The organism is Nostoc sp. WHI (genome assembly GCF_015714725.1).
Taxonomy (GTDB): Bacteria; Cyanobacteriota; Cyanobacteriia; order Cyanobacteriales; family Nostocaceae; genus Nostoc.
The window spans coordinates 16,375-35,450 of the sequence record NZ_WBKM01000134.1; the positions used below are offsets into that span (position 1 = coordinate 16,375).

Here is a 19,076-nt window from a genome sequence, read left to right on the forward strand (position 1 = left end):
CCTGAAGGTAGATAATTACAGAGTAGGCATGGCGATGATCCCCTTGTCCTTAGCATAGTTCGGGAGTGTGTTTTTGTCTTTCATCTACCCAGGACTAATAGCCTGGGATCATCGCTTAATCAATAAACTCAATGTTATCGTAAAGCTATATGAAAAATGTCCTCATAATGCTTCTCTTGATACCCTGGGTTTGATATGCAAAGCAACTTTATTGATTCCCACATCTGGGAACAAAAGTTTCGTACATATCAATAATCGGCTTCAATGTCAAGCCAGATTGTCAGAGATATTAAGAGCAGCCAAAACAAAAACCCGCTTTAAAACTGGAATTTATCTCGCTTTCCCCAAAGACTTGCAAGATGGAAGTCAAAACACCCATGATGGAAAATCGAATTCTTTACGTTCGCCTTCCTTGTAACCCTATCTTTCCCATTGGGGTTGTCTACCTGAGCGATCACGTCCATAAACAGTTTCCGAATATCGAACAGCGCATTTTTGATTTGGGAACAGTGCCACCTTTAGATTACAATTCTGCCTTGGATCGCTCTATTGATGAATTTAAACCGACACTGCTAGTATTTTCTTGGCGGGATATTCAAATTTATGCCCCAGTTGGCGGACGCGGTGGTAATCCACTGCAAAACGCTTTTGAATTTTACTATGCTAAGAATCCTCTATTGAAACTACGCGGGGGATTTGGCGGTTTACGAATTTTTATTGCTTACTATGTAGAGTTGTGGCAAAATCAGGGCTTAATCAAACGCGGTTTAAAGCGTGCCCAAAAATATAATGCTGATGCCCGTGTAGTTGTAGGTGGTGGTGCAGTCAGTGTATTTTATGAACAATTAGGTAAAAGCTTACCTCAAAGGACAATTATTTCTGTAGGTGAAGGGGAAACCCTGCTGGAAAAACTTTTAAATGGCAAAGATTTTCGAGATGAACGCTGTTACGTTGTGGGAGAAAATCAACCACGGAAACGGCTAATTCACGAACAACCCACCCCAATAGAAAAAACAGCTTGTAACTACGACTATATCGAAAGCATCTGGCCAGAATTTAACTATTACCTGCAAGAGCAAGATTTTTATATAGGTGTACAAACTAAGCGTGGTTGTCCTCATAACTGTTGTTATTGCGTATACACTGTTGTCGAAGGGAAACAAGTACGCATCAACCCAGCAGATGAAGTAGTTGCTGAGATGCGCCAATTGTATAATCGCGGCATTCGCAACTTCTGGTTTACCGATGCCCAATTCATCCCAGCACGAAAATTTATCGACGATGCCATAGAACTATTGCAAAAAATCGTCGATTCTGGTATGACAGACATCCACTGGGCAGCATATATCAGAGCCGACAATTTGACACCAGAGTTGTGCGACTTGATGGCGAAAACTGGGATGAACTATTTTGAAATAGGAATTACCAGTGGTTCTCAAGAACTTGTGCGGAAAATGCGGATGGGCTACAATCTGCGAACCGTCTTGCAAAACTGCCGGGACTTGAAAGCGGCTGGTTTCAACGACTTAGTTTCCGTCAACTACTCGTTTAACGTCATTGATGAACGCCCCGAAACCATCCGCCAAACTGTCGCCTACCACCGGGAACTAGAACGGATTTTTGGTGCTGATAAAGTCGAACCTGCTATTTTCTTTATTGGACTGCAACCCCATACTCATTTAGAAGAATACGCTTTTAAAGAAGGCATCCTCAAACCAGGGTATGATCCAATGAGTTTGATGCCGTGGACAGCCAAAAAACTCCTCTGGAATCCCGAACCCCTTGGTTCATTCTTCGGTGAAGTCTGCTTGCAAGCTTGGCAACAAAACCCCAACGATTTCGGACGCGAAGTCATGAAAATCTTAGAAGAAAAGCTGGGTTGTGCCGACTTAGAAGCAGCACTTTCTGCACCAATAGAGACGAAAGAGAAACAGTTAGCAGGTGTATCCTAAAAAACACAATAATGTAGGGATATTCTAAATCCTGAATTTTCCTTCCTTCTGCGGTAGCCTACGGCAAGTCGCTGCGCGTCTACGTTTTCACAAAATCCCAAACCCATGTTAGAAGGTTCAATCCTACAACAAATACAAACAGCTCATCGTCACAGCAGCAATCCAATTCGATTCGGTGTTTACTACAAAAATACCCTAGTTGCCCTGTGCCATGCTCTAGAAGACCACATCCTAGCAGAGGACGGTACACCCTTAGTAATCTCAGCGTTCCAACAGGGTAAATGGTATCTGCAAGAAGCTCAACGATATGCAGATATCGCCCAGCACAGCGGCCAAATTGTCATTATGGCTGCTGCTGAATCTGGCTTTGCTGAACATCCCACAAGTCTTTTACCCAATGTAGAATTAGTGGCATTAGATGCAATTGATCCAGTGGCGCAGGAGTGGCACTTAATTATTTTGTCATCAAATTACACAGCAATGGTAATTTGTCAAGAATTATCTGAGGCTGATTATGGCAGCACTGGAGTACCGACATCAGACTTAGAGCGTAAATTCTATGGCTTATGGACATTTGAACCAGAGTTAGTACAAGAGACAGCAGAAATAGCGATCGCTCACATCAAAAAATACAACCCAGAACTGGCGAATAAACTCACAACTGATAAGCAACAAATTGTACCGTCAATGGCCAGATCCCAAAATTTAGGTGCAGTTGTCTCCCGTGTAGTAGATTACCTCCAGACTGGACAAGATAATTTATCCATACCAACAGCCCTTCAGCAACAAACGCTGGATCGTAACTTGGTTTCTAACGAAATCCAAGCCTTTTTGCGAATGGCGCAACTGATGGATATGGCAGATGTCAACAATCAAATGGCAGCTGCGGAAGTAGTAGTACTTGCTGAAGCGATCGCCCAGCTTTTGGATCTTCCCGCATGGCAGATTAAGAGGTTGCGGCTGGCGAGTTTGTTGCATCGCATAGATCCATTACAAAATGCAGAAAGTGTTCTCAGTGGCGGTATATCCACACGCTACCAAGAAGATGCCCCCAGTTGTCCCTTAACTTGTCCCTTAGTGCCAGGGGCGCAAGTATTGCGAACCATGCCACGACTGCGAGCAGTTGCCCAAATTATTACGCACCAAACCGAGTGGTGGAATGGCACGGGGGAACCAGCAGGTTTAGCTGGAGATGAAATTCCCCTAGAGTCGAGAATTTTAGCATTATTGGCAGATTTTCAATGGCGCTTAAATCAGCGAAAATCGTCAAATCTAAGCCGGGAACAGATATTTACTCAAGCTTTAGATGAGTGCAAACAGCAACAATCTACCCGCTTTGACCCTAAACTTGTAGATACCCTAGCTTTATTAGTTATGGGTTTACAACAGGGACTCGACTTACCCTTGATGACACCCAAAATCAGTGCCGGCATCTGGATACTTGATTCCCAATGGGATAGCCACAGCAAGATCAGTGAAGAGATTGGTAGTTACTTTACATGAATATTGAAGCCATTAGATTAGGAAAACTCAAACAACTTCCAGGGGCAAATTTAGAAGACGAGGAACTCTCCCGCCTAGATTTAAACCGGATTAATCTTGCTGGTGCTACTCTTGTCGGCACTAATTTCGCTGGCTCTAAACTCGAAGGTGGGCATTTGGAGGGGGCAAATTTGATGGGAGCAAACCTCCAAGAAACTGACTTGCGGGCGAACCTCATGGGAGCAAATCTGATGCAAGCAGATTTAACGGGCGCTGACTTGCGGGGTAGTAATTTACGCGGCGCTAACTTGATGGGAGCGAGACTCAGCGATGTGTCATTGGCGGGTGCTTTCGTGAGTGGTGCTAATTTGATGAACGTGAACTTGCAAGGCGTTGACTTGCGCGGTGCTGACTTGCGCGGTGCAAACCTGACTGGAGCAAATCTCAAAGGTGCAGATTTGAGCCGTGCTGATTTGCAAGGGGCTTTGTTGAGTGAAACAAACCTTGAAGAAGCTGACTTGCGGGGGGCGAATTTGGCAGGGGCGAATTTGACGGGAGCGAATTTACTCTGTGCAGAATTAGAAGGTGCAAATTTGAGCGGCGTTAATTTGAATAAAGCGTGTGTAGTGGGGACAATTGTGGAGGCTGGTTTTGAATAGGGTTAATTTATACAAACTGCAATGAATAAATATATTGATGCTATCTGCTAAATACTAAAGCACCCCAATGTATGCCTTCAAAGTAGCCAATTTTCTACACTTAAACCAGGTACGCGCTCAAATTCGCGGAGATTTGCTGTAACAAGCGTCAGGTTAAGGGCTAGGGCATGGGCAGCAATCAATAAGTCATTGGGGCCGATAGGTCTTCCTGTTTGCTCTAGGTGTGTACGAATTAGTGCATAGTGCTGATCCACGGGAGGCGATAGCGATAAAATAGGTAACACTTCAAGAATGCTCTCTAGTTGCTGAAGAAGACGGAGAGAGTCGCTTTTGGCTGCACCAAATCGCAGTTCACACACCACAATAATGCTGGTACAAATGCAGTTTTCCTCTACGGCTGCGAGTCGCTGAAACACCAAACCTTGAGGATGTCTTACCAAATCTGAAATGATGTTGGTGTCTAGCAGGTATTGATAGGTCATTGGCCAAGATTAAAGCACAATATCATCGAGTGGCAGTAATCCTTCATCTATATTAGGAAAGTTTTCTGGAATGTCTTCCAAAGTGGCAAGCAGTGAAAGTAGAGAACCGGAAGAAATGGGTTCGATGATTAATCGATTACCTTCTTTGCGTAACAAAACTTCTGTGCTGGATAAAGCAAATTCATCAGGAATAGTTAGGACTTGATGTTGCCCATCTTGTAATAGGTAAACGTGGCATGAGTTTGGCATCAAGCAATCTCCTTAAAATTATAATTATTTTGCCGCAGTGTGTTGCTTTACAATATCATGTCAATTACTTAAGATTTTACTATCTGTTAGTGCTTGCAGTTTAAGTAGGTGAAAATTTGTGAGCCGAACTGTACCTAGTCGCAGTCCTTGTTAACGAATCAAAGCATGACCGACGAAAGCCAATCAAACAATTCAGATGAAGAAGAGTTTGACCCGGTAACAGATTCAAGGGATTGGTCGGCAGCAGAAACAGAGTTAGCCTGTTTTGCGCTTGCCAGAAGCAAGGGTAAACGGTTGGTTAAAATCATCAACACCGAAAAACCACTCATGCCGATTATTTGTATTTTTGAGGACTACCCAGAATGACACCCGTCGCCGCCCAAGTCTCAATCACCGCAATTATTCCCATGTTGGCCGCGATCGCAGATCGCCAATGGGAACAGTTCAAAGAACTGGAGGCAAATTTTGTATCCCAGTATGGTGTAGAGGTATGGCAAGAGGTTTTTAATTTCCGTCTCAAGCCAGCACTGGATAAAGATTCTGACAGATGGCTACTGATTCAGTGGTGTGGTGAAGGAATTATCTCAGTCAAAAATGTAGCGTAGGTGCGATCGCAAATAGTTCTAATATTCTTTGCGATCGCTGCTGTTTAATGGTGTTAGATTGCGCCATTGTTTAATTAAAGACTTCTCCTAAGTGCGCTCTTAATGTATCGATACTACCCCACTGCTTCATCAAGTTTCGACTACACAACAATTTAGCTTTAGTGTCATACCAACCCCAGTTGGCTATCATTTTCTCCTTATCACGAGGAATACGGTTGACATCCTTGAAATCAGCAATCCAATGAACCTGAACGCATCGGAAAATATCCCATGTACCTGTATCCCAATCAAGCTTATCTTTACTTCCCTCATTAACCAGTTCAACTACGTGCGTCAAGGAGCGCTCGTACTCACGTCGTTTTTGAGAAAGGATGATAAGAGATCCTTTTGGTAAGTTAAAGGCGTGAATATCTACACCTTTACCCTTTTTAAAGTTCAACTGAAAGTTAGCTCCAACAGGATGCGATTCATACGCCCAAGCTTTATTATCATTTATATTATTGACATTTTTGATATATTCCAGACGACTGCAATCCATTATTTTTAATCCTAAATCTTTATTTGATGTTGAATCTCTAAAAGCCTTTTTGCTACACTCTGAAACTTTGCTTAAATAAAATATTGATGTAGTTCCTTTTTAGCCGATATTTTATTTTTCTACAAGTTCATTACCCATTTTTAATTCTTAACAGTTCGCCCCCGTATCCACAAAGCTAGTACACTCATTAACAACACCCCCATCACTCCTTGCAGGGGATTATTATTCACACCAGTTATCCAATCAGGAACTTGACCAGAATATTTCACTAATTCCCCAACATTAATAATGTAGTAGCCCCATACAAAACCGCCATGCAGACCAATTGGTAAACCCAAGCGTCCCCTCCGCCAACGCTTTCCCCATACCTGCGTTAACCCCAGCAGTACTAAAGCTGGAAATTGCGGCAGTGTATGAATAATTGCCTCCAATGGTTTAATAAAGTGCAATGTAGCAAACGCTGTTGCATCTGTCCACAATGCCACACGCGGACTGTAATCTCGTTGTAATTCATCTAGCAACCAGCCTCGGAATAACAATTCCTCAGCAAAACCGATGCCCAAGCCAACAAGTAAACCTTCTAAAATTACTTTCAGCAAAAAAACTTTCGGTTGTTGCCACACCAGCCAGCCCAACAAATTTTCTAACCCAAAAAGGATCAAAATATTAATTATCCCCATAGCCAAGCCACGCAGTAAATCCACACCGTTTTGCCGCGTGATTTCTAAGCCATAATGCCGCAGAATTTGCGGCCGCTGGTACACATATTTCCCCCATAGTCTCAGGAGAAAAATAAATACTGCATATAATAATACCAATGTCAATATACTTTCTAAGTTGGAGTCACGCACTAGTAAGTATATTGGTGTAGCTAAGGGCAACCATAGCAACAATAAAGTAAAAATAAAATAACCCAGCCTAATAGGGGCAGGGCGTTCGGCTAAACGGACAAGGTTTTTTTTCATACTAAATAGGTCAAAATAATTCGTAATCGATATTTAATTACGAATTACGAATTACGAATTACGAATTATTTGACTATTCGTCAGGTTCAATAGTGCTACTTAAACCGTGACTTTTCAATGTTTCGCAATAGAACTCAGCGTGTTCCTGAGCGCAAGTAATGACTAAAGCTAGCCCGTTACTATGGGCTTCCATCATGATGCTGACAGCCTGGGGTTGGGTAAGGCTTGGTACAGTGGCTATTAGCGACTGCACAACATGCTCCATAGAGTTGTAGTCGTCGTTATGGAGCAAAACGCGATACCGAGGCGCGAGCTTGCGGGATGTGGAACGCTTTTCAATGGTTTCAACTGACACGGATCTTTGCTCTTTTCTCGTTAATTCACTACTACAAAGTCTCTGTCTAGCGATCGCTTAACAGTTATTTACCTATTGTATAGTATTTCTGTCCATATACTATGCTAACAAAACCTTTTGCTGCCGTAAGATTTGTTATATTAGTTCTGCGTAGTTACTTGTAAGGCATACATCTTAGACATCGTTGCCGTAACAGTGCTAACCTTATGTTACACAGCTTACCTTAAACATAGCGCATTCTCAGTTTTAAGATTAAGGAAGTTGCAAAACAATCCTTGGTGCTGCCCAAACTGTGTGACGATGGACATGAGCCTAGATTTTCTTCAACCAGGACAAATTGTGTCTTTAGAGCATGGCGACAAGAATCTGTATGCAGAAGTCATTCAATTTGTGGTTTCCCGCCAGTTATACTGGGCGCGTCCTTTATTAATGGTCACCTTTATTGAGGAATCACCGCTAATTACCGATTTGCGAGATGCGTCTGACTTACTTTGGCCTGCCAATTTATTTCGGCCAGCTTTAGACACAGAAGTAATTAGCTTGTTGAGCCAAATTTTAGCAAAAGAACTAAAAACTGAACCTGACTCAGCTGCCAAACATCAACTCAATCAGTTTATTCACCAACTTTGGCAAGTATACCAAAAGTGATTGAGCATTGGGCATTGAGCATTGTTTTCTTCTCCTACTCCTTTGCCTCCCCAGTCATTCTAAGTAGGCGTGGTCATGACACAGTAAAATATCGTACTGCTTGCAGGAAACCACTAATTCCTCAAAAAACTCTAATGTTGCCACGCTTCAGTAGGATTATTGGGATAATTAATCCACAACAGCTTTTATTTTTGGGCGACTTCTTCAGGTATCGCACTCAAATCGGCCAAAAAACCGTTTTCTGCCTTCAAGGGCATAGGAAAAGTACTATTTTTTAGTTTGAATCCAATTCACTTGAGATAGTCAAGAAGCTTGTATACCCAAATTTAAGATTAATATCCCAGGCTAGAAACCAACTTAATTCGACCAGCATCCATCTCTGCCATTAATAATTCTAGGGCTTCGTAGTCAACATCAGAAATATAACCTAGTTCCGTCAGTTCTGAGTTTATTTCATTTTCTATCTCAGGAGTTAGTTTTTTAATGTCAAGAGCTTTTTCTACCAATTTACGAATAGCGTACCTAGTTCTCATAAGTAATAATCCAACTGTATATGATACTAATGTTCCTAGATATATCTAGGTATAAAAAGTGAGCTAAATACCAATTTACTAGTGATTTAGATCACAATTTATTTAGTTAAATAAATAATTCCCTATGATTTTGCCGTATGCCATCAGCAACACTAAAGCAGGAGATTAACCTACCGTTAAAACTTGGCTAAATGAGCTTAAGTTATAGACTAAGCAAGTTTTATCAGCATAGTTTCGGATGATTTGTCTGCTCTATGGCTGTCTATGTTGATTGTTTTTGAAGTTGGATAAAAAAAAAGTATAGATAAACACATTTTAGCCTGGAATTATAACAATCTTTAAAGAGATATCCGAAAGCAATAAAGATTCAGCAAAGAGACCTAATACATATGGTCGATGCAACAAAAAAGAGTTTATGGTCAAATAATCTTTAGCTTAACGCTCCAACAATTCTCAATAGGATGTAACTATGCAGGCAGTGCTTAACTATCCCAAGATTGCAGTTATTAGTCCCCAAGGCTGTTTAAATGCTGCAAACGCCTTGGAATTTGAACGAGATATGACTACAGCGTTAGCACAAAATGGTATTTCCATCTTGGTAATAAATCTAGCAGCAGTAGAATCCTTAGATAGCGCCGGGTTGATGGCATTTTTATCTGTACACAAGCTGGCTCTTAGTTTAGGACGGAGTTGCCGACTTTGCGCTGTTGCTCCGTCAATTAGAATTATTTTTGAACTGACGCAACTCGATAGGGTGTTTGAAATATTGGATGATGAAGTTGATCTGACTGCAACATAAGTTTATGTAAAAGCATAAAGTTTGCGTAAGGACTGGGCTTTATGTAAAGGAATTGTAAGTTACAACGATAAACTCTGTTAGAAGACCTGATTCAATGCTAAGTTAAGTTTGAGTAGCTGTAATTAAGGTAGCTAGAAGATAGCACAGTGGCTGTTGCAGTTGAAAAATTAATAACATCGGGTATTTTAAAACCAGGACGTTACCTGGGTAACGAGCGGTTAGCAGTACACAAACCTTGGGATACGGCAGCAATACGCTGGGTTTTAACATACCCAGAAGTATATGAAGTCGGTGCTTCCAATTTAGGGCATATTATCCTATACAACATTTTGAATGCCCAACCGCGTCAATTATGCGATCGCGCCTACCTCCCAGGACAAGACCTAGCAGCCAAACTACGCGAAACTAATACGCCATTGTTTGCGGTAGAGTCAAAGCGATCGCTCACAGAATTCGACATTTTAGGCTTTAGCCTCAGTTACGAACTGGGTGCAACTAATATCCTAGAAATGTTGGATTTGGCGGGAATTCCTTTGACGTGGCGAGAAAGGCAACAGGGCAAAGGGTCAGAGGGGCAGGGGGGCAGGGGAGAATTTACCGATACCCAGCTATCCTTTCCTCTGATTTTTGCTGGTGGGCAAACAGCAACATCGAATCCTGAGCCTTACGCCGACTTCTTCGACTTTTTCGCCCTTGGAGATGGAGAAGAACTGCTGCCAGAAATTGGTTTGGTATTGGAAGAAGGCAAACAAGCAAGATTGAGTCGGGAAAATCTGTTACTAGACTTAGCACAGATACCAGGCGTATATGTTCCCCAATTTTACGATATGGCAGAGGATGGCTCAGTTCATCCTCGTCGCCCGGACGTACCCAAACGAATTCTGCGACGGGTTGCAACTCCCATACCAGCGTATTCAATTGGGCTAGTTCCCTACGTAGAAACGGTGCATGACCGCTTGACCATTGAGATTCGGCGTGGTTGCACTCGTGGCTGTCGGTTCTGTCAGCCAGGAATGCTCACTCGACCAGCACGGGATGTAGAACCCGATAAGGTTGTAGAAGCCATTGAACAAGGGATGCGGGCAACTGGTTACAATGAATTTTCCCTACTATCTCTGAGTTGTTCTGATTATTTGTCCCTACCAGCAGTAGGGATGGAAATTAAAAATAGGCTAAAAAATGAAAACATTTCTCTGACTCTACCAAGCCAACGAGTAGATAGATTTGATGAGAATATTGCCAATATCCTTGGGGGTACGCGGCAAGGTGGACTGACTTTTGCTCCAGAAGCTGGAACTCAGCGGATGCGAGACATCGTGAATAAAGGTTTGACGAATGAAGAATTGTTGCGGGGAGTGAAAACAGCTTGGGAGCAAGGCTGGGATAAAATTAAGTTGTATTTTATGATTGGCTTGCCGGGTGAGACAGATGCTGATGTTTTGGGCATTGCAGAAACGGTAAGCTGGTTACAGTACGAATGTTGGGGCAAAGGAAGAAAACCCTTAAACTTTAACTTAACGATTTCTAACTTTACGCCCAAACCACATACACCATTTCAATGGCACTCAGTGTCTACCAGTGAATTTAAGCGCAAACAAAACTTGCTGCGGCAAGAATTCCGCCGGATAAAGGGAGTCAAGGTAAATTTTACCGATGTCCGCATTTCGGCAATGGAAGATTTTGTTGGCCGAGGCGATCGCAATTTGGGCAAAGTAGTCCGCCGTGCCTGGGAATTAGGTGCAGGTATGGATTCCTGGTATGACAATTTAGATCAGGCTTTTAGTGCTTGGGGGTCTGCGATCGCTCAAGCCGGTTTAGATTGGAAATACCGTCAAGTGGAAAATGGTGAATGGAATTTATTTCACGCAGAGGCGCAGAGGCGCAGAGGAGATGGAGAAAATACCCAACTCCCCATTCCCAACTCCCCACTCCCCACTCATTCCCTAGATATTCCCCTCCCTTGGGATCATATTGATACCGGGATTGACAAAAAGTGGCTCCAAGAAGACTTGCAACGCGCCCTAGAGGCTGCAATTGTACCCGACTGCTCTTTTGAAGGTTGTTCTCACTGTGGTGTCTGTGGCACCGACTTTGGGCATAACGTTGTGATTGAACCACCTGCTATCCCCAGTTTCGCTGGCGAGTTTGTCCCCAACACAACTAAGGCGCAACGACTGCGAGTTTGGTTTGGGAAACAAGGCAATATGGCTTTGGTGAGCCATCTGGATTTAATCCGTCTGTTTGACCGAGTTGTCAGGCGCGCAAGCTTGCCGATCTCCTTCACTGGTGGGTTTCATCCAATGCCGCGGATTTCTCTAGCAAGTGCTTTGGCTCTAGGAGCTACTAGCAACGGTGAAATTGCGGATTTTGAGTTAACTGTGCCAGTGGCGGTCGATAGTTTCCGAGAACAGTTGACTCGTGAAATGCCCACAGACATACCTATATATCATGTGGAGCAGATAGATTTAAAAGCTAAGGCAGCGACCCAACTGCTTGAGAGCGCAGAATATTTAATTACCGTAGCAGCACTTGAAGAAGCAACATCTTTACAATGGCAAAACTGGATTGATACAATCAAAGCCAAAGAAGAACTCTGGTACGAGCAAACAACTAAGTCAGGCAAAAGCCAGTTAATAAATCTGCGCGATCGCTTATTTGAACTGGAATTAGTAGAAACCTCCAAAAGCATTGCAGAATCTATATCTGTTATCCGTTATGTAGGTAGCTATCGCCAAGACGGGTTTCTATTGCGTCCCGAACAAATCCTGTTTATGCTAAGAATTGTGACTAGTGGAGAATTTCAACTCTTGCACATCCACCGCAATCAGCTAATTTTAGGAGTATAATCCCTGTAGGGCAACTTGCTAGTAGTTGTCCTAACATAGCACGTCGTAGAAATTTATTTTTAGCAAGCTTGCGTTAGAATGGGTGAAGAGAAATTTTCTGGCGCTGCATTGACTTAACTGGTTCACTACTCTGGTATTCAGGGGGCGAAAGCAAAGATATTAGAGTGCAACTTCTAGGATTTTATCCGAGAAAAACTGAGGCAGATTAAAGAACACTCTCTTTATAGCTACCTTGTGAATCAGTAACTAACAGCAGGCTCGGTTAGCTTCTCTAACTCCATACTTTTTAAACAACTTCTGAATGTTTAATCCACAGTAGTACCCAAAAGCAAGTGCGTTACTCTTCTAGAGTTGTTTGCCTTTGGCATTTCCGTACTACTAGGTCGAAGCAAGCTACGCCTAGCGTCTCCGCCAGGAGAAGGGTAGCAACCGCCGTCGGTTATGCCGATTTTTGGACGACTACAGACGCGCAAAGCTCGACCTGCCGTAAGCTAGGGCAGCTCAAGGCAGGGTTGCAATCGGCGTTGCTAAGGATAAATTCGGGGAATAGAAAACAGAAGTAGTTTCTTTTTGTTAACGACTTCAGTAGGTTACTCTCAAATCAAGCGTCCTGAATCAAAAGCTCACTCAGGATTTAGAACTTTCAACTCAGAACTCTCTTTTTTAATTGAGGGTATTGCATTACAAATCAACCGTCTGTGGTTGATTTAATTGCTTAAACATGCAACCGTTCTGGAATAATCAGCCGTGTAGACGCTCCTAAGAGCGCTAATAGTTCTTTAACGTAGAAGCTCAGGTTTGTGATTTTTATTAGCAGTAGCACCTTTTGAGGGTTGCAGGGACAACAAAGGTATAACAAACCTTCAGACCTCCTGGTGCTACCAATTTTTGAGGAAATTGAATGCCAAAACAAATTATTATCGCGGAGCAGCACCAAATTGCTGCGGTTTTTTCTGAAGATCAAATACAAGAACTCGTTGTTGCTACGGGTCATCATCAAATAGGTGATATCTACTTAGGAGTAGTAGAAAACGTATTGCCTGGGATAGATGCGGCTTTTGTCAATATTGGCGACCCAGAGCGCAATGGTTTTATTCATGTCACCGACTTAGGGCCATTGAAGCTGAAACGTACCGCAGCAGCAATTACAGAACTACTAGCACCACAACAGAAAGTTTTGGTGCAAGTAATGAAAGAGCCAACGGGGACAAAAGGGCCAAGGCTTACGGGTAATATCACCTTACCCGGACGCTACGTAGTACTGATGCCCTATGGCAGGGGCGTAAATTTATCCCGACGGATTAAAAGTGAAAGTGAGCGCAACCGCTTGCGGGCGCTGGCAATTTTGGTCAAACCGGCGGGAATGGGTCTGCTTGTGCGTACAGAAGCAGAAGGCAAACCCGAAGAAGCGGTTATGGAAGATTTGGAAGTGCTGCAAAAGCAATGGGAGTCCATCCAGCAGGAAGCGCAATCCACCCGTCCCCCAGCACTGCTCAACCGGGATGATGACTTTATTCAGCGCGTATTACGGGATATGTACGGCGCGGATGTGAATCGAATTGTCGTGGATTCCAGTACTGGTTTAAAGCGGGTGAAGCAGTACTTGCAGAACTGGAGTGGAGGTCAAACACCGCAGGGATTGTTGATTGACCATCATCGCGATCGCTCCCCAATTTTAGAGTACTTCCGCATTACTGCCGCGATTCGAGAAGCCCTTAAACCGAGAGTAGACCTACCTTCTGGAGGTTACATCATCATTCAGCCGACAGAGGCATTAACGGTAATCGATGTTAACTCAGGTTCCTTCACGCGATCGGCAACAGCAAGAGAAACAGTTTTATGGACAAACTGCGAAGCTGCAACAGAAACGGCTCGCCAGTTGCGTCTGCGAAATATCGCCGGGGTGATTGTCGTTGATTTTATTGACATGGAATTGCGGCGTGACCAACTGCAAGTCCTTGAGCACTTCAACAAAGGACTCAAAGCAGACAAAGCTCGTCCCCAGATTGCCCAACTAACCGAGCTGGGTTTGGTAGAACTAACCCGTAAGCGTCAGGGTCAAAACATTTACGAATTATTTGGTGAAACTTGCCCTACCTGTGGCGGTTTAGGGCATACTGTGCGTCTGCCTGGAGAAATCGAAAACCGATTGCCAATAACAACAGAGATGCCAGAGCGAGAGCGTTTTGTATCCCTGCCTCACCGAGAACCACGTCAGCCATCTGCCCGCATCCCGGAACCACGAGAAAGCTATGATGGATTTGGGGAAGCATTTGACGGCGACGCGGAATTGGGCAATTTAAATCTGATTAATCATCCTAGTTATCAAGAACTTAACGATAATAAGCGTCGTACCCGCACTCGCCGCAGTCGAATTAGTATCAATGGATTCAATGGAAAAGATGAAGGACGAGCAAATCCACTGGCTTTTGTCAACGAGCCAGAGTTAGATGTTGATGTTGAACCAGAACTAGGAGTCACACCAGAGATTCCCTCACCCACTCTTGGTAAACCAGGTTGGAGTGAAAGAGTAGAGCGGATTAAAGTTACTAAGGCAGAACCAGTCAAACCAGTGGTAGAACCACCAGAGATTAGGACTGTAGAAATGACCTTCCAAGAGCAGGATATGTTTGCCTTGATGGGAATCTCTCCCTTGGTGAAGTTAGACCAAGAGGTTAAAAATACCAAGTCTGTAATTATTAACGTAATTCAGCCTGGTCAAGCGCCAACGATGCCAACTGAATCAACCTCAGAATTAACTACAGCCCAAAAAGCAACACCTGAAGTAATCGTAACCAGGATACCGATACCAAAAGTTATTGAGCCAGAACAAAAATCTTTGATAGAAGAGACAACTGAACCATCGGATGAACCATCGGCGTTTACTGAAGACCCCTCAGAACGCTTATCTGCCAACGCGATCGCAGATGAAAATGAAAGTGATACCAATAGCGCCGCCACTGCCAGCCGTCGCCGTCGCCGTCGTTCCTCAGCGATCGAGGATAATTAATTTGCTTTATGGTAGAAACGTCGCCAGCACCGTTGGAAAAATCCAGTTGGCTAGAGTTTTCTACCTTGTCAGAAATTCCAGGGTTGGTTGCAGGTGTGGATGAAGTAGGGCGAGGTGCTTTATTCGGCCCTGTGGTGGCGGCAGCAGTGATCCTACCAGATCATGCTTTGCCAATACTGATGGCAGCCAAAATTAAAGACAGTAAAAAGTTGTCTAGTTCTCGTAGAACTCAGCTAGCGCAGCAAATTTGTGAACTGGCTATAGACTGGAAAATTGGGTTTGCTTCCACTGCCGAAATTGACAAGATAAATATCTTGCAAGCGACGCTGTTAGCAATGAAGCGGGCTGTGCTGAAGTTAAAGGTACAGCCTGCACTCTGTCTGGTTGACGGCAATCAATCAATAAAAGACTTATTAGTGCCGCAACAAACAATAGTCAAGGGGGACGAGCGATCGCTCGCTATTGCCTCTGCCAGTATTGTTGCCAAGGTCTGGCGTGACGATCTAGTAGTGCGTCTAGCATTAAAATACCCTATGTACAACCTGGAGTGTAACAAGGGTTATGGCAGCCAGAGGCATTTGCTGGCTTTGCAACAATATGGATCTTCGCCCCTACATCGTCAGTCTTTTCGTCCTTGCCAAATCAAACGACCGAGTGTTGAGTGATTAAATAATTACTCAGCATTCAGGATTGGCAATTCAGTACTCTCACCGTCAAGTCCTCTATCTTTGGTTTGTGATATCACCCAGTAGCGATAATCTGCCAAAAGTTGATTTGATAACCGTTGCTTAACCGTTAACAGGACGCTTTTGAGCAAACCATTGCCCGTAGCTTCTAAAATTGGCTTGGGAGTGAAGGAAAATGGCGGTGGAAAATCCACCAGCACTTCTAAATCAGCTCTTCCTTGCAAACGAGTGCCAGTGCTAAACTCTTTGGGAGACAAATGCCCTTTTAAATTGAGAGCAAAGCGCTGGTTAATATACTCGAAACCCAGGATTTCACAGCCTAGCGATCGCAAATAAATTATTCCATTTGATTCTGCCCAAACTCTCATGTCTACAGTAGGTTGAATACTCAGTGACATAAAAGTTAGCGGACGCATTTTCAAGCGAAATACTTCCTCAGAAAGCTGCTGAATCCGGCTATTGTCAACCAAAGCTTTAACCAGACGTTGAGGCTGACGCAAGTAGTGCTGAATGGGAATAGGCTGCTCTGGAACAGCGATTTCAACCGATTGTGAGGCAGTAAACCGGGTAGCCATGAGCGGATAAAAATATCTGTTTCTTGATTTTAATATTTTTTAATAAATTATATCTGTTTGCCGGAAATTACAAAGTTTATTGACTATAAAAATTATCATTGCTTATTAGCCATACATTATTAGCAAAAAGCTGATACGTTCATTATTATCTTCTCTTTAATAAAGAGAAATTAGGAATTAACTATTGACACAAAAACAATAATATGCAATCTCTATTTTGCGAGAAACCAATATAATTTCTTTTAAATCTTCAGAGAGATTTAGCTAAAAACTGCCAGGAATTAGTCTGGTAGAAGACTGATTCCCATAACTTTTTTTCCTGGATTCATATTTCGGTATATTCGTTTAGTGCGTAAATTTTACAAATAACAGTGTTTAGTAAGAATAGGTGTTAAATATATTTGCCAAACCCAAAATATCATACCTCTGTTTACCCTTAAACTTGTAACTCAAGGCTAAAGACATGACTTTATCGATCGCACATTTAGGGCCTCCCGGCACTTACTCAGAACAAGCAGCAGTTTTTTATGTCAATTGGCTAAACAAAAGTACGGGAGTTGAAGCTATATTATCTCCCTATCTCAGTATTTCCCAATCACTGCAAGCCGTTGCTAATGGTGAAACCCACTTAGCTGTCGTGCCTGTGGAAAATTCTATTGAAGGAAGTGTTACCACAACACTGGATACACTGTGGCATTTGGACAGTTTGCGGATTCAGTTGGCTTTGGTATTACCCATTGCCCATATGTTAATTTCCTGTGCGTCTAATTTAGATAGCATTAAAACTGTTTACTCTCACCCGCAAGCTTTAGCACAATGTCAAGGCTGGTTAGGGCGGTTTCTCCCAACTGTACAGATTATTCCAAACAATTCCACAACCGAAGCACTACAGCGATTGGAGCAAGATACTACAACAGCAGCGATCGCCTCTAGTAGAGCAGCTCAACTCTACAACCTGCCCATACTTGCCAGTGGTATTAACGACTATTCAGAAAACTTTACGCGTTTTTGGGTAGTAAGTCAGGGTGAAGCGGATGCTGGATACCAGAAATCAAAAGCAAGTGCTAGTCACACATCGCTGGCTTTTAGTATGCCTGCCAACACACCCGGAGCATTGGTCAAACCTTTGCAAATATTTGCTCACTTAGGGATTAACCTCAGCCGGATTGAATCTCGTCCGACGAAGCGATCGCTAGGCGAATACTTGTTTTTCATGGATCTAGAAGCGGATGCTAGCGAAGCACAGATGCAATCTGCTTTAGCAGAATTAACTATCCATACAGAGATTTTAAAAATTCTTGGCGCTTACAATATTTTGCCAATCAACGCTCTTAACTCTCTTGATAAGTTAGGAGTTATTAGTTAGGAGTCAAGAGTTATTAGTTATGATTTCGGAATTCTCAGTTAATGACTATAAATTATAAGTTGTCAATCTTTTATTTTTTGTTATTTCTTCCTAATTCTTAACTCCTAACTCCTCATTCCTCACTTTTCATTAAATGTATCTTTGAGAACAGCACGAGCCGCCAAGTGATTACGAGTAGAAGTTAAAATTTCTGCTTCCCGCTCTAGACGAGTTGCAGTATCTTGCATTTCTAGCAATAACTGCTGCTCGGCGGCGACACCGTAGAGGTTACTGGCTACCCAATAAGATAGCTCTGTTGGTAAATCAGGCAAATCTTCTGGCAACTCAATATTTTGTTCAGTTAATTTTGCTGACAGACGCACAACATCTCGCAGTAGTTGTTCTACTTCAGTTGACAAAGGTCGCAAATCTTTAGTTGGTGGGTGGTCTTCAATCCACTCCACTAAGCCAACGCGGTATGGCTTTTCACGAATATACTCTAATACACGAAATCTTTGTTGCCCCAAAGTCAACATCTTCATCCGATCATCTGGCATCCGTTGATGATGAACGATTTCCGCACAGCAGCCAGTGTCTGCAATTGTGCCTTTGACTGGATCTACCATCAAAACACCGAACCTGCGATCGCTCTCCAAAATCGTGTTCATCATGATTCGGTAGCGAAATTCAAAAATGTGCAAGGGCAATGGTCTGGTAGGAAACAGAACTACTTCTGGTAACGGGAACAGAGGTAGTTCACGAACTGCAATTTTAGAAGATGATGTCATTGTTATTTTGGTATAAACTTAATCTTAAAATTTATTTTTCTCTTCTTTTACCGCACTTTTTCTACATTCTATCATTTGTTTCCTAGCTAAATAAAAGCCCTGAGATATATTTCTTCAGGGCTATGCAAATATTTATACTAATATTATTAGTCATTTGTCCTTTTTTATTTGTCAAAGTACTAATGACTAATAACTAATTAAAGTTTAACTTCGATATCCACACCCGATGGTAAATCCAATTTCATCAGGGCATCAATAGTTTTAGAAGAGGGCTGGTAAATGTCAATAATCCGGCGATGAGTACGGGTTTCAAAGTGTTCTCGTGAATCTTTATCTACGTGAGGCGATCGGAGCACACAATAGATCCGACGTTTTGTTGGTAAAGGAATTGGGCCTATGGCTGTGGCGTTGGTGCGGTTAGCTGTATCTACAATCTTCTCGCAAGATGCATCCAATAAGCGTCGGTCAAAAGCCTGTAAGCGAATTCTAATCTTCTGCTGCTGTAGAGTTGCCATCTTTAATTGTCCAGGTTCTGCGTAATTAGGGGAGTGGGGAGTGG

The 19,076-nt window shown here is 42.9% G+C and carries 21 protein-coding genes and 1 pseudogene; 12 read left to right on the forward strand and 10 right to left on the reverse strand.

The features are described from left to right. Positions 1–73 precede the first annotated feature (73 nt). The 4 genes from F8S12_RS13185 to F8S12_RS13200 all read left to right on the forward strand — a co-directional run bounded on the left by F8S12_RS13185 (position 74) and on the right by F8S12_RS13200 (position 4,093). Positions 74–418 carry a hypothetical protein gene (locus F8S12_RS13185; protein ID WP_196516722.1) on the forward strand — a complete coding sequence of 115 codons (345 nt, stop codon included), beginning with the start codon at positions 74–76 and terminating at the stop codon, positions 416–418. After that, positions 360–1,952, forward strand: a complete 1,593-nt coding sequence (locus tag F8S12_RS13190) for a photosystem II high light acclimation radical SAM protein (protein ID WP_196516723.1) — start codon at positions 360–362, stop codon at positions 1,950–1,952. Before F8S12_RS13185 ends, F8S12_RS13190 begins: the two co-directional genes overlap by 59 nt. Before the next feature lie 105 nt (positions 1,953–2,057). Then, positions 2,058–3,455 carry a DICT sensory domain-containing protein gene (locus F8S12_RS13195; protein WP_196516724.1) on the forward strand — a complete coding sequence of 466 codons (1,398 nt, stop codon included), beginning with the start codon at positions 2,058–2,060 and terminating at the stop codon, positions 3,453–3,455. Beyond that, entirely contained in the window at positions 3,452–4,093 is a 642-nt protein-coding gene (locus F8S12_RS13200) for a pentapeptide repeat-containing protein (protein ID WP_196516725.1), read from the forward strand. Before F8S12_RS13195 ends, F8S12_RS13200 begins: the two co-directional genes overlap by 4 nt. Before the next feature lie 77 nt (positions 4,094–4,170). On the opposite strand, the gene F8S12_RS13205 is transcribed toward F8S12_RS13200, so the two are convergent. Together F8S12_RS13205 and F8S12_RS13210 are read right to left on the reverse strand one after the other, a co-directional pair. Beyond that, complete coding sequence (locus F8S12_RS13205; protein WP_196516726.1) at positions 4,171–4,575, reverse strand: type II toxin-antitoxin system VapC family toxin; 405 nt, start codon at positions 4,573–4,575, stop codon at positions 4,171–4,173. 9 nt (positions 4,576–4,584) lie between these two features. Beyond that, a complete protein-coding gene (locus tag F8S12_RS13210; protein WP_196516727.1) occupies positions 4,585–4,824 on the reverse strand; it encodes an antitoxin in 240 nt (79 codons plus the stop codon). A 165-nt stretch (positions 4,825–4,989) separates the two neighbouring features. On the opposite strand from F8S12_RS13210, the gene F8S12_RS13215 reads away from it, so the two are divergent. After that, entirely contained in the window at positions 4,990–5,190 is a 201-nt protein-coding gene (locus F8S12_RS13215) for a hypothetical protein (protein ID WP_196516728.1), read from the forward strand. After that, positions 5,187–5,429 carry a hypothetical protein gene (locus tag F8S12_RS13220; protein WP_196516729.1) on the forward strand — a complete coding sequence of 81 codons (243 nt, stop codon included), beginning with the start codon at positions 5,187–5,189 and terminating at the stop codon, positions 5,427–5,429. Before F8S12_RS13215 ends, F8S12_RS13220 begins: the two co-directional genes overlap by 4 nt. Before the next feature lie 70 nt (positions 5,430–5,499). Here the strand turns inward: F8S12_RS13220 and F8S12_RS13225 are convergent, their stop codons facing one another. The 3 genes from F8S12_RS13225 to clpS form a co-directional block, all read right to left on the reverse strand. After that, complete coding sequence (locus tag F8S12_RS13225; protein ID WP_196516730.1) at positions 5,500–5,967, reverse strand: hypothetical protein; 468 nt, start codon at positions 5,965–5,967, stop codon at positions 5,500–5,502. A gap of 140 nt (positions 5,968–6,107) precedes the next feature. Then, complete coding sequence (locus F8S12_RS13230; protein WP_196516731.1) at positions 6,108–6,932, reverse strand: CPBP family intramembrane glutamic endopeptidase; 825 nt, start codon at positions 6,930–6,932, stop codon at positions 6,108–6,110. Between the two features lie 73 nt (positions 6,933–7,005). Continuing rightward, a complete protein-coding gene (clpS, locus tag F8S12_RS13235; protein WP_196516732.1) occupies positions 7,006–7,287 on the reverse strand; it encodes an ATP-dependent Clp protease adapter ClpS in 282 nt (93 codons plus the stop codon). 300 nt (positions 7,288–7,587) lie between these two features. On the opposite strand from clpS, the gene F8S12_RS13240 reads away from it, so the two are divergent. Next, positions 7,588–7,935 (forward strand): hypothetical protein, encoded by a 348-nt coding sequence (locus tag F8S12_RS13240; protein WP_196516743.1) that lies wholly within the window; start codon positions 7,588–7,590, stop codon positions 7,933–7,935. A 57-nt stretch (positions 7,936–7,992) separates the two neighbouring features. Here F8S12_RS13240 and F8S12_RS40555 read toward each other — a convergent pair. Further along, a pseudogene (locus tag F8S12_RS40555) lies at positions 7,993–8,198 on the reverse strand (aminotransferase class I/II-fold pyridoxal phosphate-dependent enzyme); the annotation flags it as partial. Between the two features lie 69 nt (positions 8,199–8,267). Beyond that, positions 8,268–8,468: a hypothetical protein gene (locus F8S12_RS13245; protein WP_196516733.1), complete on the reverse strand. Its 201-nt coding sequence runs from the start codon at positions 8,466–8,468 to the stop codon at positions 8,268–8,270. Between the two features lie 469 nt (positions 8,469–8,937). Between F8S12_RS13245 and F8S12_RS13250 the strand changes: the two genes are divergently transcribed. From F8S12_RS13250 to F8S12_RS13265, 4 genes are all read left to right on the forward strand, one after another. Further along, positions 8,938–9,267, forward strand: a complete 330-nt coding sequence (locus tag F8S12_RS13250; protein WP_196516734.1) for an STAS domain-containing protein — start codon at positions 8,938–8,940, stop codon at positions 9,265–9,267. Positions 9,268–9,413: 146 nt separating this feature from the next. Next, the gene (locus F8S12_RS13255) at positions 9,414–12,113 is read left to right on the forward strand and encodes a TIGR03960 family B12-binding radical SAM protein (protein ID WP_196516735.1); all 2,700 of its coding nucleotides are present in this window, start codon (positions 9,414–9,416) and stop codon (positions 12,111–12,113) included. 901 nt (positions 12,114–13,014) lie between these two features. Further along, complete coding sequence (locus tag F8S12_RS13260; RefSeq protein WP_196516736.1) at positions 13,015–15,123, forward strand: Rne/Rng family ribonuclease; 2,109 nt, start codon at positions 13,015–13,017, stop codon at positions 15,121–15,123. 8 nt (positions 15,124–15,131) lie between these two features. Beyond that, complete coding sequence (locus F8S12_RS13265; RefSeq protein WP_196516737.1) at positions 15,132–15,788, forward strand: ribonuclease HII; 657 nt, start codon at positions 15,132–15,134, stop codon at positions 15,786–15,788. An 8-nt stretch (positions 15,789–15,796) separates the two neighbouring features. Here the strand turns inward: F8S12_RS13265 and F8S12_RS13270 are convergent, their stop codons facing one another. Further along, positions 15,797–16,384: a DUF1997 domain-containing protein gene (locus F8S12_RS13270; RefSeq protein WP_196516738.1), complete on the reverse strand. Its 588-nt coding sequence runs from the start codon at positions 16,382–16,384 to the stop codon at positions 15,797–15,799. A 463-nt stretch (positions 16,385–16,847) separates the two neighbouring features. Between F8S12_RS13270 and pheA the strand changes: the two genes are divergently transcribed. Continuing rightward, on the forward strand, positions 16,848–17,750 hold the full coding sequence (gene pheA, locus F8S12_RS13275; protein WP_196516739.1) for a prephenate dehydratase: 903 nt from the start codon (positions 16,848–16,850) through the stop codon (positions 17,748–17,750). A 119-nt stretch (positions 17,751–17,869) separates the two neighbouring features. Here the strand turns inward: pheA and F8S12_RS13280 are convergent, their stop codons facing one another. Then, positions 17,870–18,517: an LON peptidase substrate-binding domain-containing protein gene (locus tag F8S12_RS13280; protein ID WP_196516740.1), complete on the reverse strand. Its 648-nt coding sequence runs from the start codon at positions 18,515–18,517 to the stop codon at positions 17,870–17,872. Positions 18,518–18,714: 197 nt separating this feature from the next. After that, positions 18,715–19,032 carry a 30S ribosomal protein S10 gene (rpsJ, locus tag F8S12_RS13285; protein WP_196516741.1) on the reverse strand — a complete coding sequence of 106 codons (318 nt, stop codon included), beginning with the start codon at positions 19,030–19,032 and terminating at the stop codon, positions 18,715–18,717. Positions 19,033–19,076: the final 44 nt, after the last annotated feature.

What these genes read in the sequence shown, in the direction of transcription:
- F8S12_RS13250 (WP_196516734.1), top strand. Translation starts at nt 8,938, where the DNA reads ATGCAGGCAGTGCTTAACTATCCCAAGATTGCAGTTATTAGTCCCCAA.
- F8S12_RS13270 (WP_196516738.1), bottom strand. Translation starts at nt 16,384, where the DNA reads ATGGCTACCCGGTTTACTGCCTCACAATCGGTTGAAATCGCTGTTCCA.
- F8S12_RS13210 (WP_196516727.1), bottom strand. Translation starts at nt 4,824, where the DNA reads ATGCCAAACTCATGCCACGTTTACCTATTACAAGATGGGCAACATCAA.
- F8S12_RS13230 (WP_196516731.1), bottom strand. Translation starts at nt 6,932, where the DNA reads ATGAAAAAAAACCTTGTCCGTTTAGCCGAACGCCCTGCCCCTATTAGG.
- F8S12_RS13205 (WP_196516726.1), bottom strand. Translation starts at nt 4,575, where the DNA reads ATGACCTATCAATACCTGCTAGACACCAACATCATTTCAGATTTGGTA.
- F8S12_RS13200 (WP_196516725.1), top strand. Translation starts at nt 3,452, where the DNA reads ATGAATATTGAAGCCATTAGATTAGGAAAACTCAAACAACTTCCAGGG.
- pheA (WP_196516739.1), top strand. Translation starts at nt 16,848, where the DNA reads ATGACTTTATCGATCGCACATTTAGGGCCTCCCGGCACTTACTCAGAA.
- F8S12_RS13215 (WP_196516728.1), top strand. Translation starts at nt 4,990, where the DNA reads ATGACCGACGAAAGCCAATCAAACAATTCAGATGAAGAAGAGTTTGAC.
- F8S12_RS13220 (WP_196516729.1), top strand. Translation starts at nt 5,187, where the DNA reads ATGACACCCGTCGCCGCCCAAGTCTCAATCACCGCAATTATTCCCATG.
- rpsJ (WP_196516741.1), bottom strand. Translation starts at nt 19,032, where the DNA reads ATGGCAACTCTACAGCAGCAGAAGATTAGAATTCGCTTACAGGCTTTT.
- F8S12_RS13195 (WP_196516724.1), top strand. Translation starts at nt 2,058, where the DNA reads ATGTTAGAAGGTTCAATCCTACAACAAATACAAACAGCTCATCGTCAC.
- F8S12_RS13280 (WP_196516740.1), bottom strand. Translation starts at nt 18,517, where the DNA reads ATGACATCATCTTCTAAAATTGCAGTTCGTGAACTACCTCTGTTCCCG.
- F8S12_RS13260 (WP_196516736.1), top strand. Translation starts at nt 13,015, where the DNA reads ATGCCAAAACAAATTATTATCGCGGAGCAGCACCAAATTGCTGCGGTT.
- F8S12_RS13240 (WP_196516743.1), top strand. Translation starts at nt 7,588, where the DNA reads ATGGACATGAGCCTAGATTTTCTTCAACCAGGACAAATTGTGTCTTTA.
- F8S12_RS13225 (WP_196516730.1), bottom strand. Translation starts at nt 5,967, where the DNA reads ATGGATTGCAGTCGTCTGGAATATATCAAAAATGTCAATAATATAAAT.
- F8S12_RS13190 (WP_196516723.1), top strand. Translation starts at nt 360, where the DNA reads ATGGAAGTCAAAACACCCATGATGGAAAATCGAATTCTTTACGTTCGC.
- F8S12_RS13245 (WP_196516733.1), bottom strand. Translation starts at nt 8,468, where the DNA reads ATGAGAACTAGGTACGCTATTCGTAAATTGGTAGAAAAAGCTCTTGAC.
- F8S12_RS13265 (WP_196516737.1), top strand. Translation starts at nt 15,132, where the DNA reads ATGGTAGAAACGTCGCCAGCACCGTTGGAAAAATCCAGTTGGCTAGAG.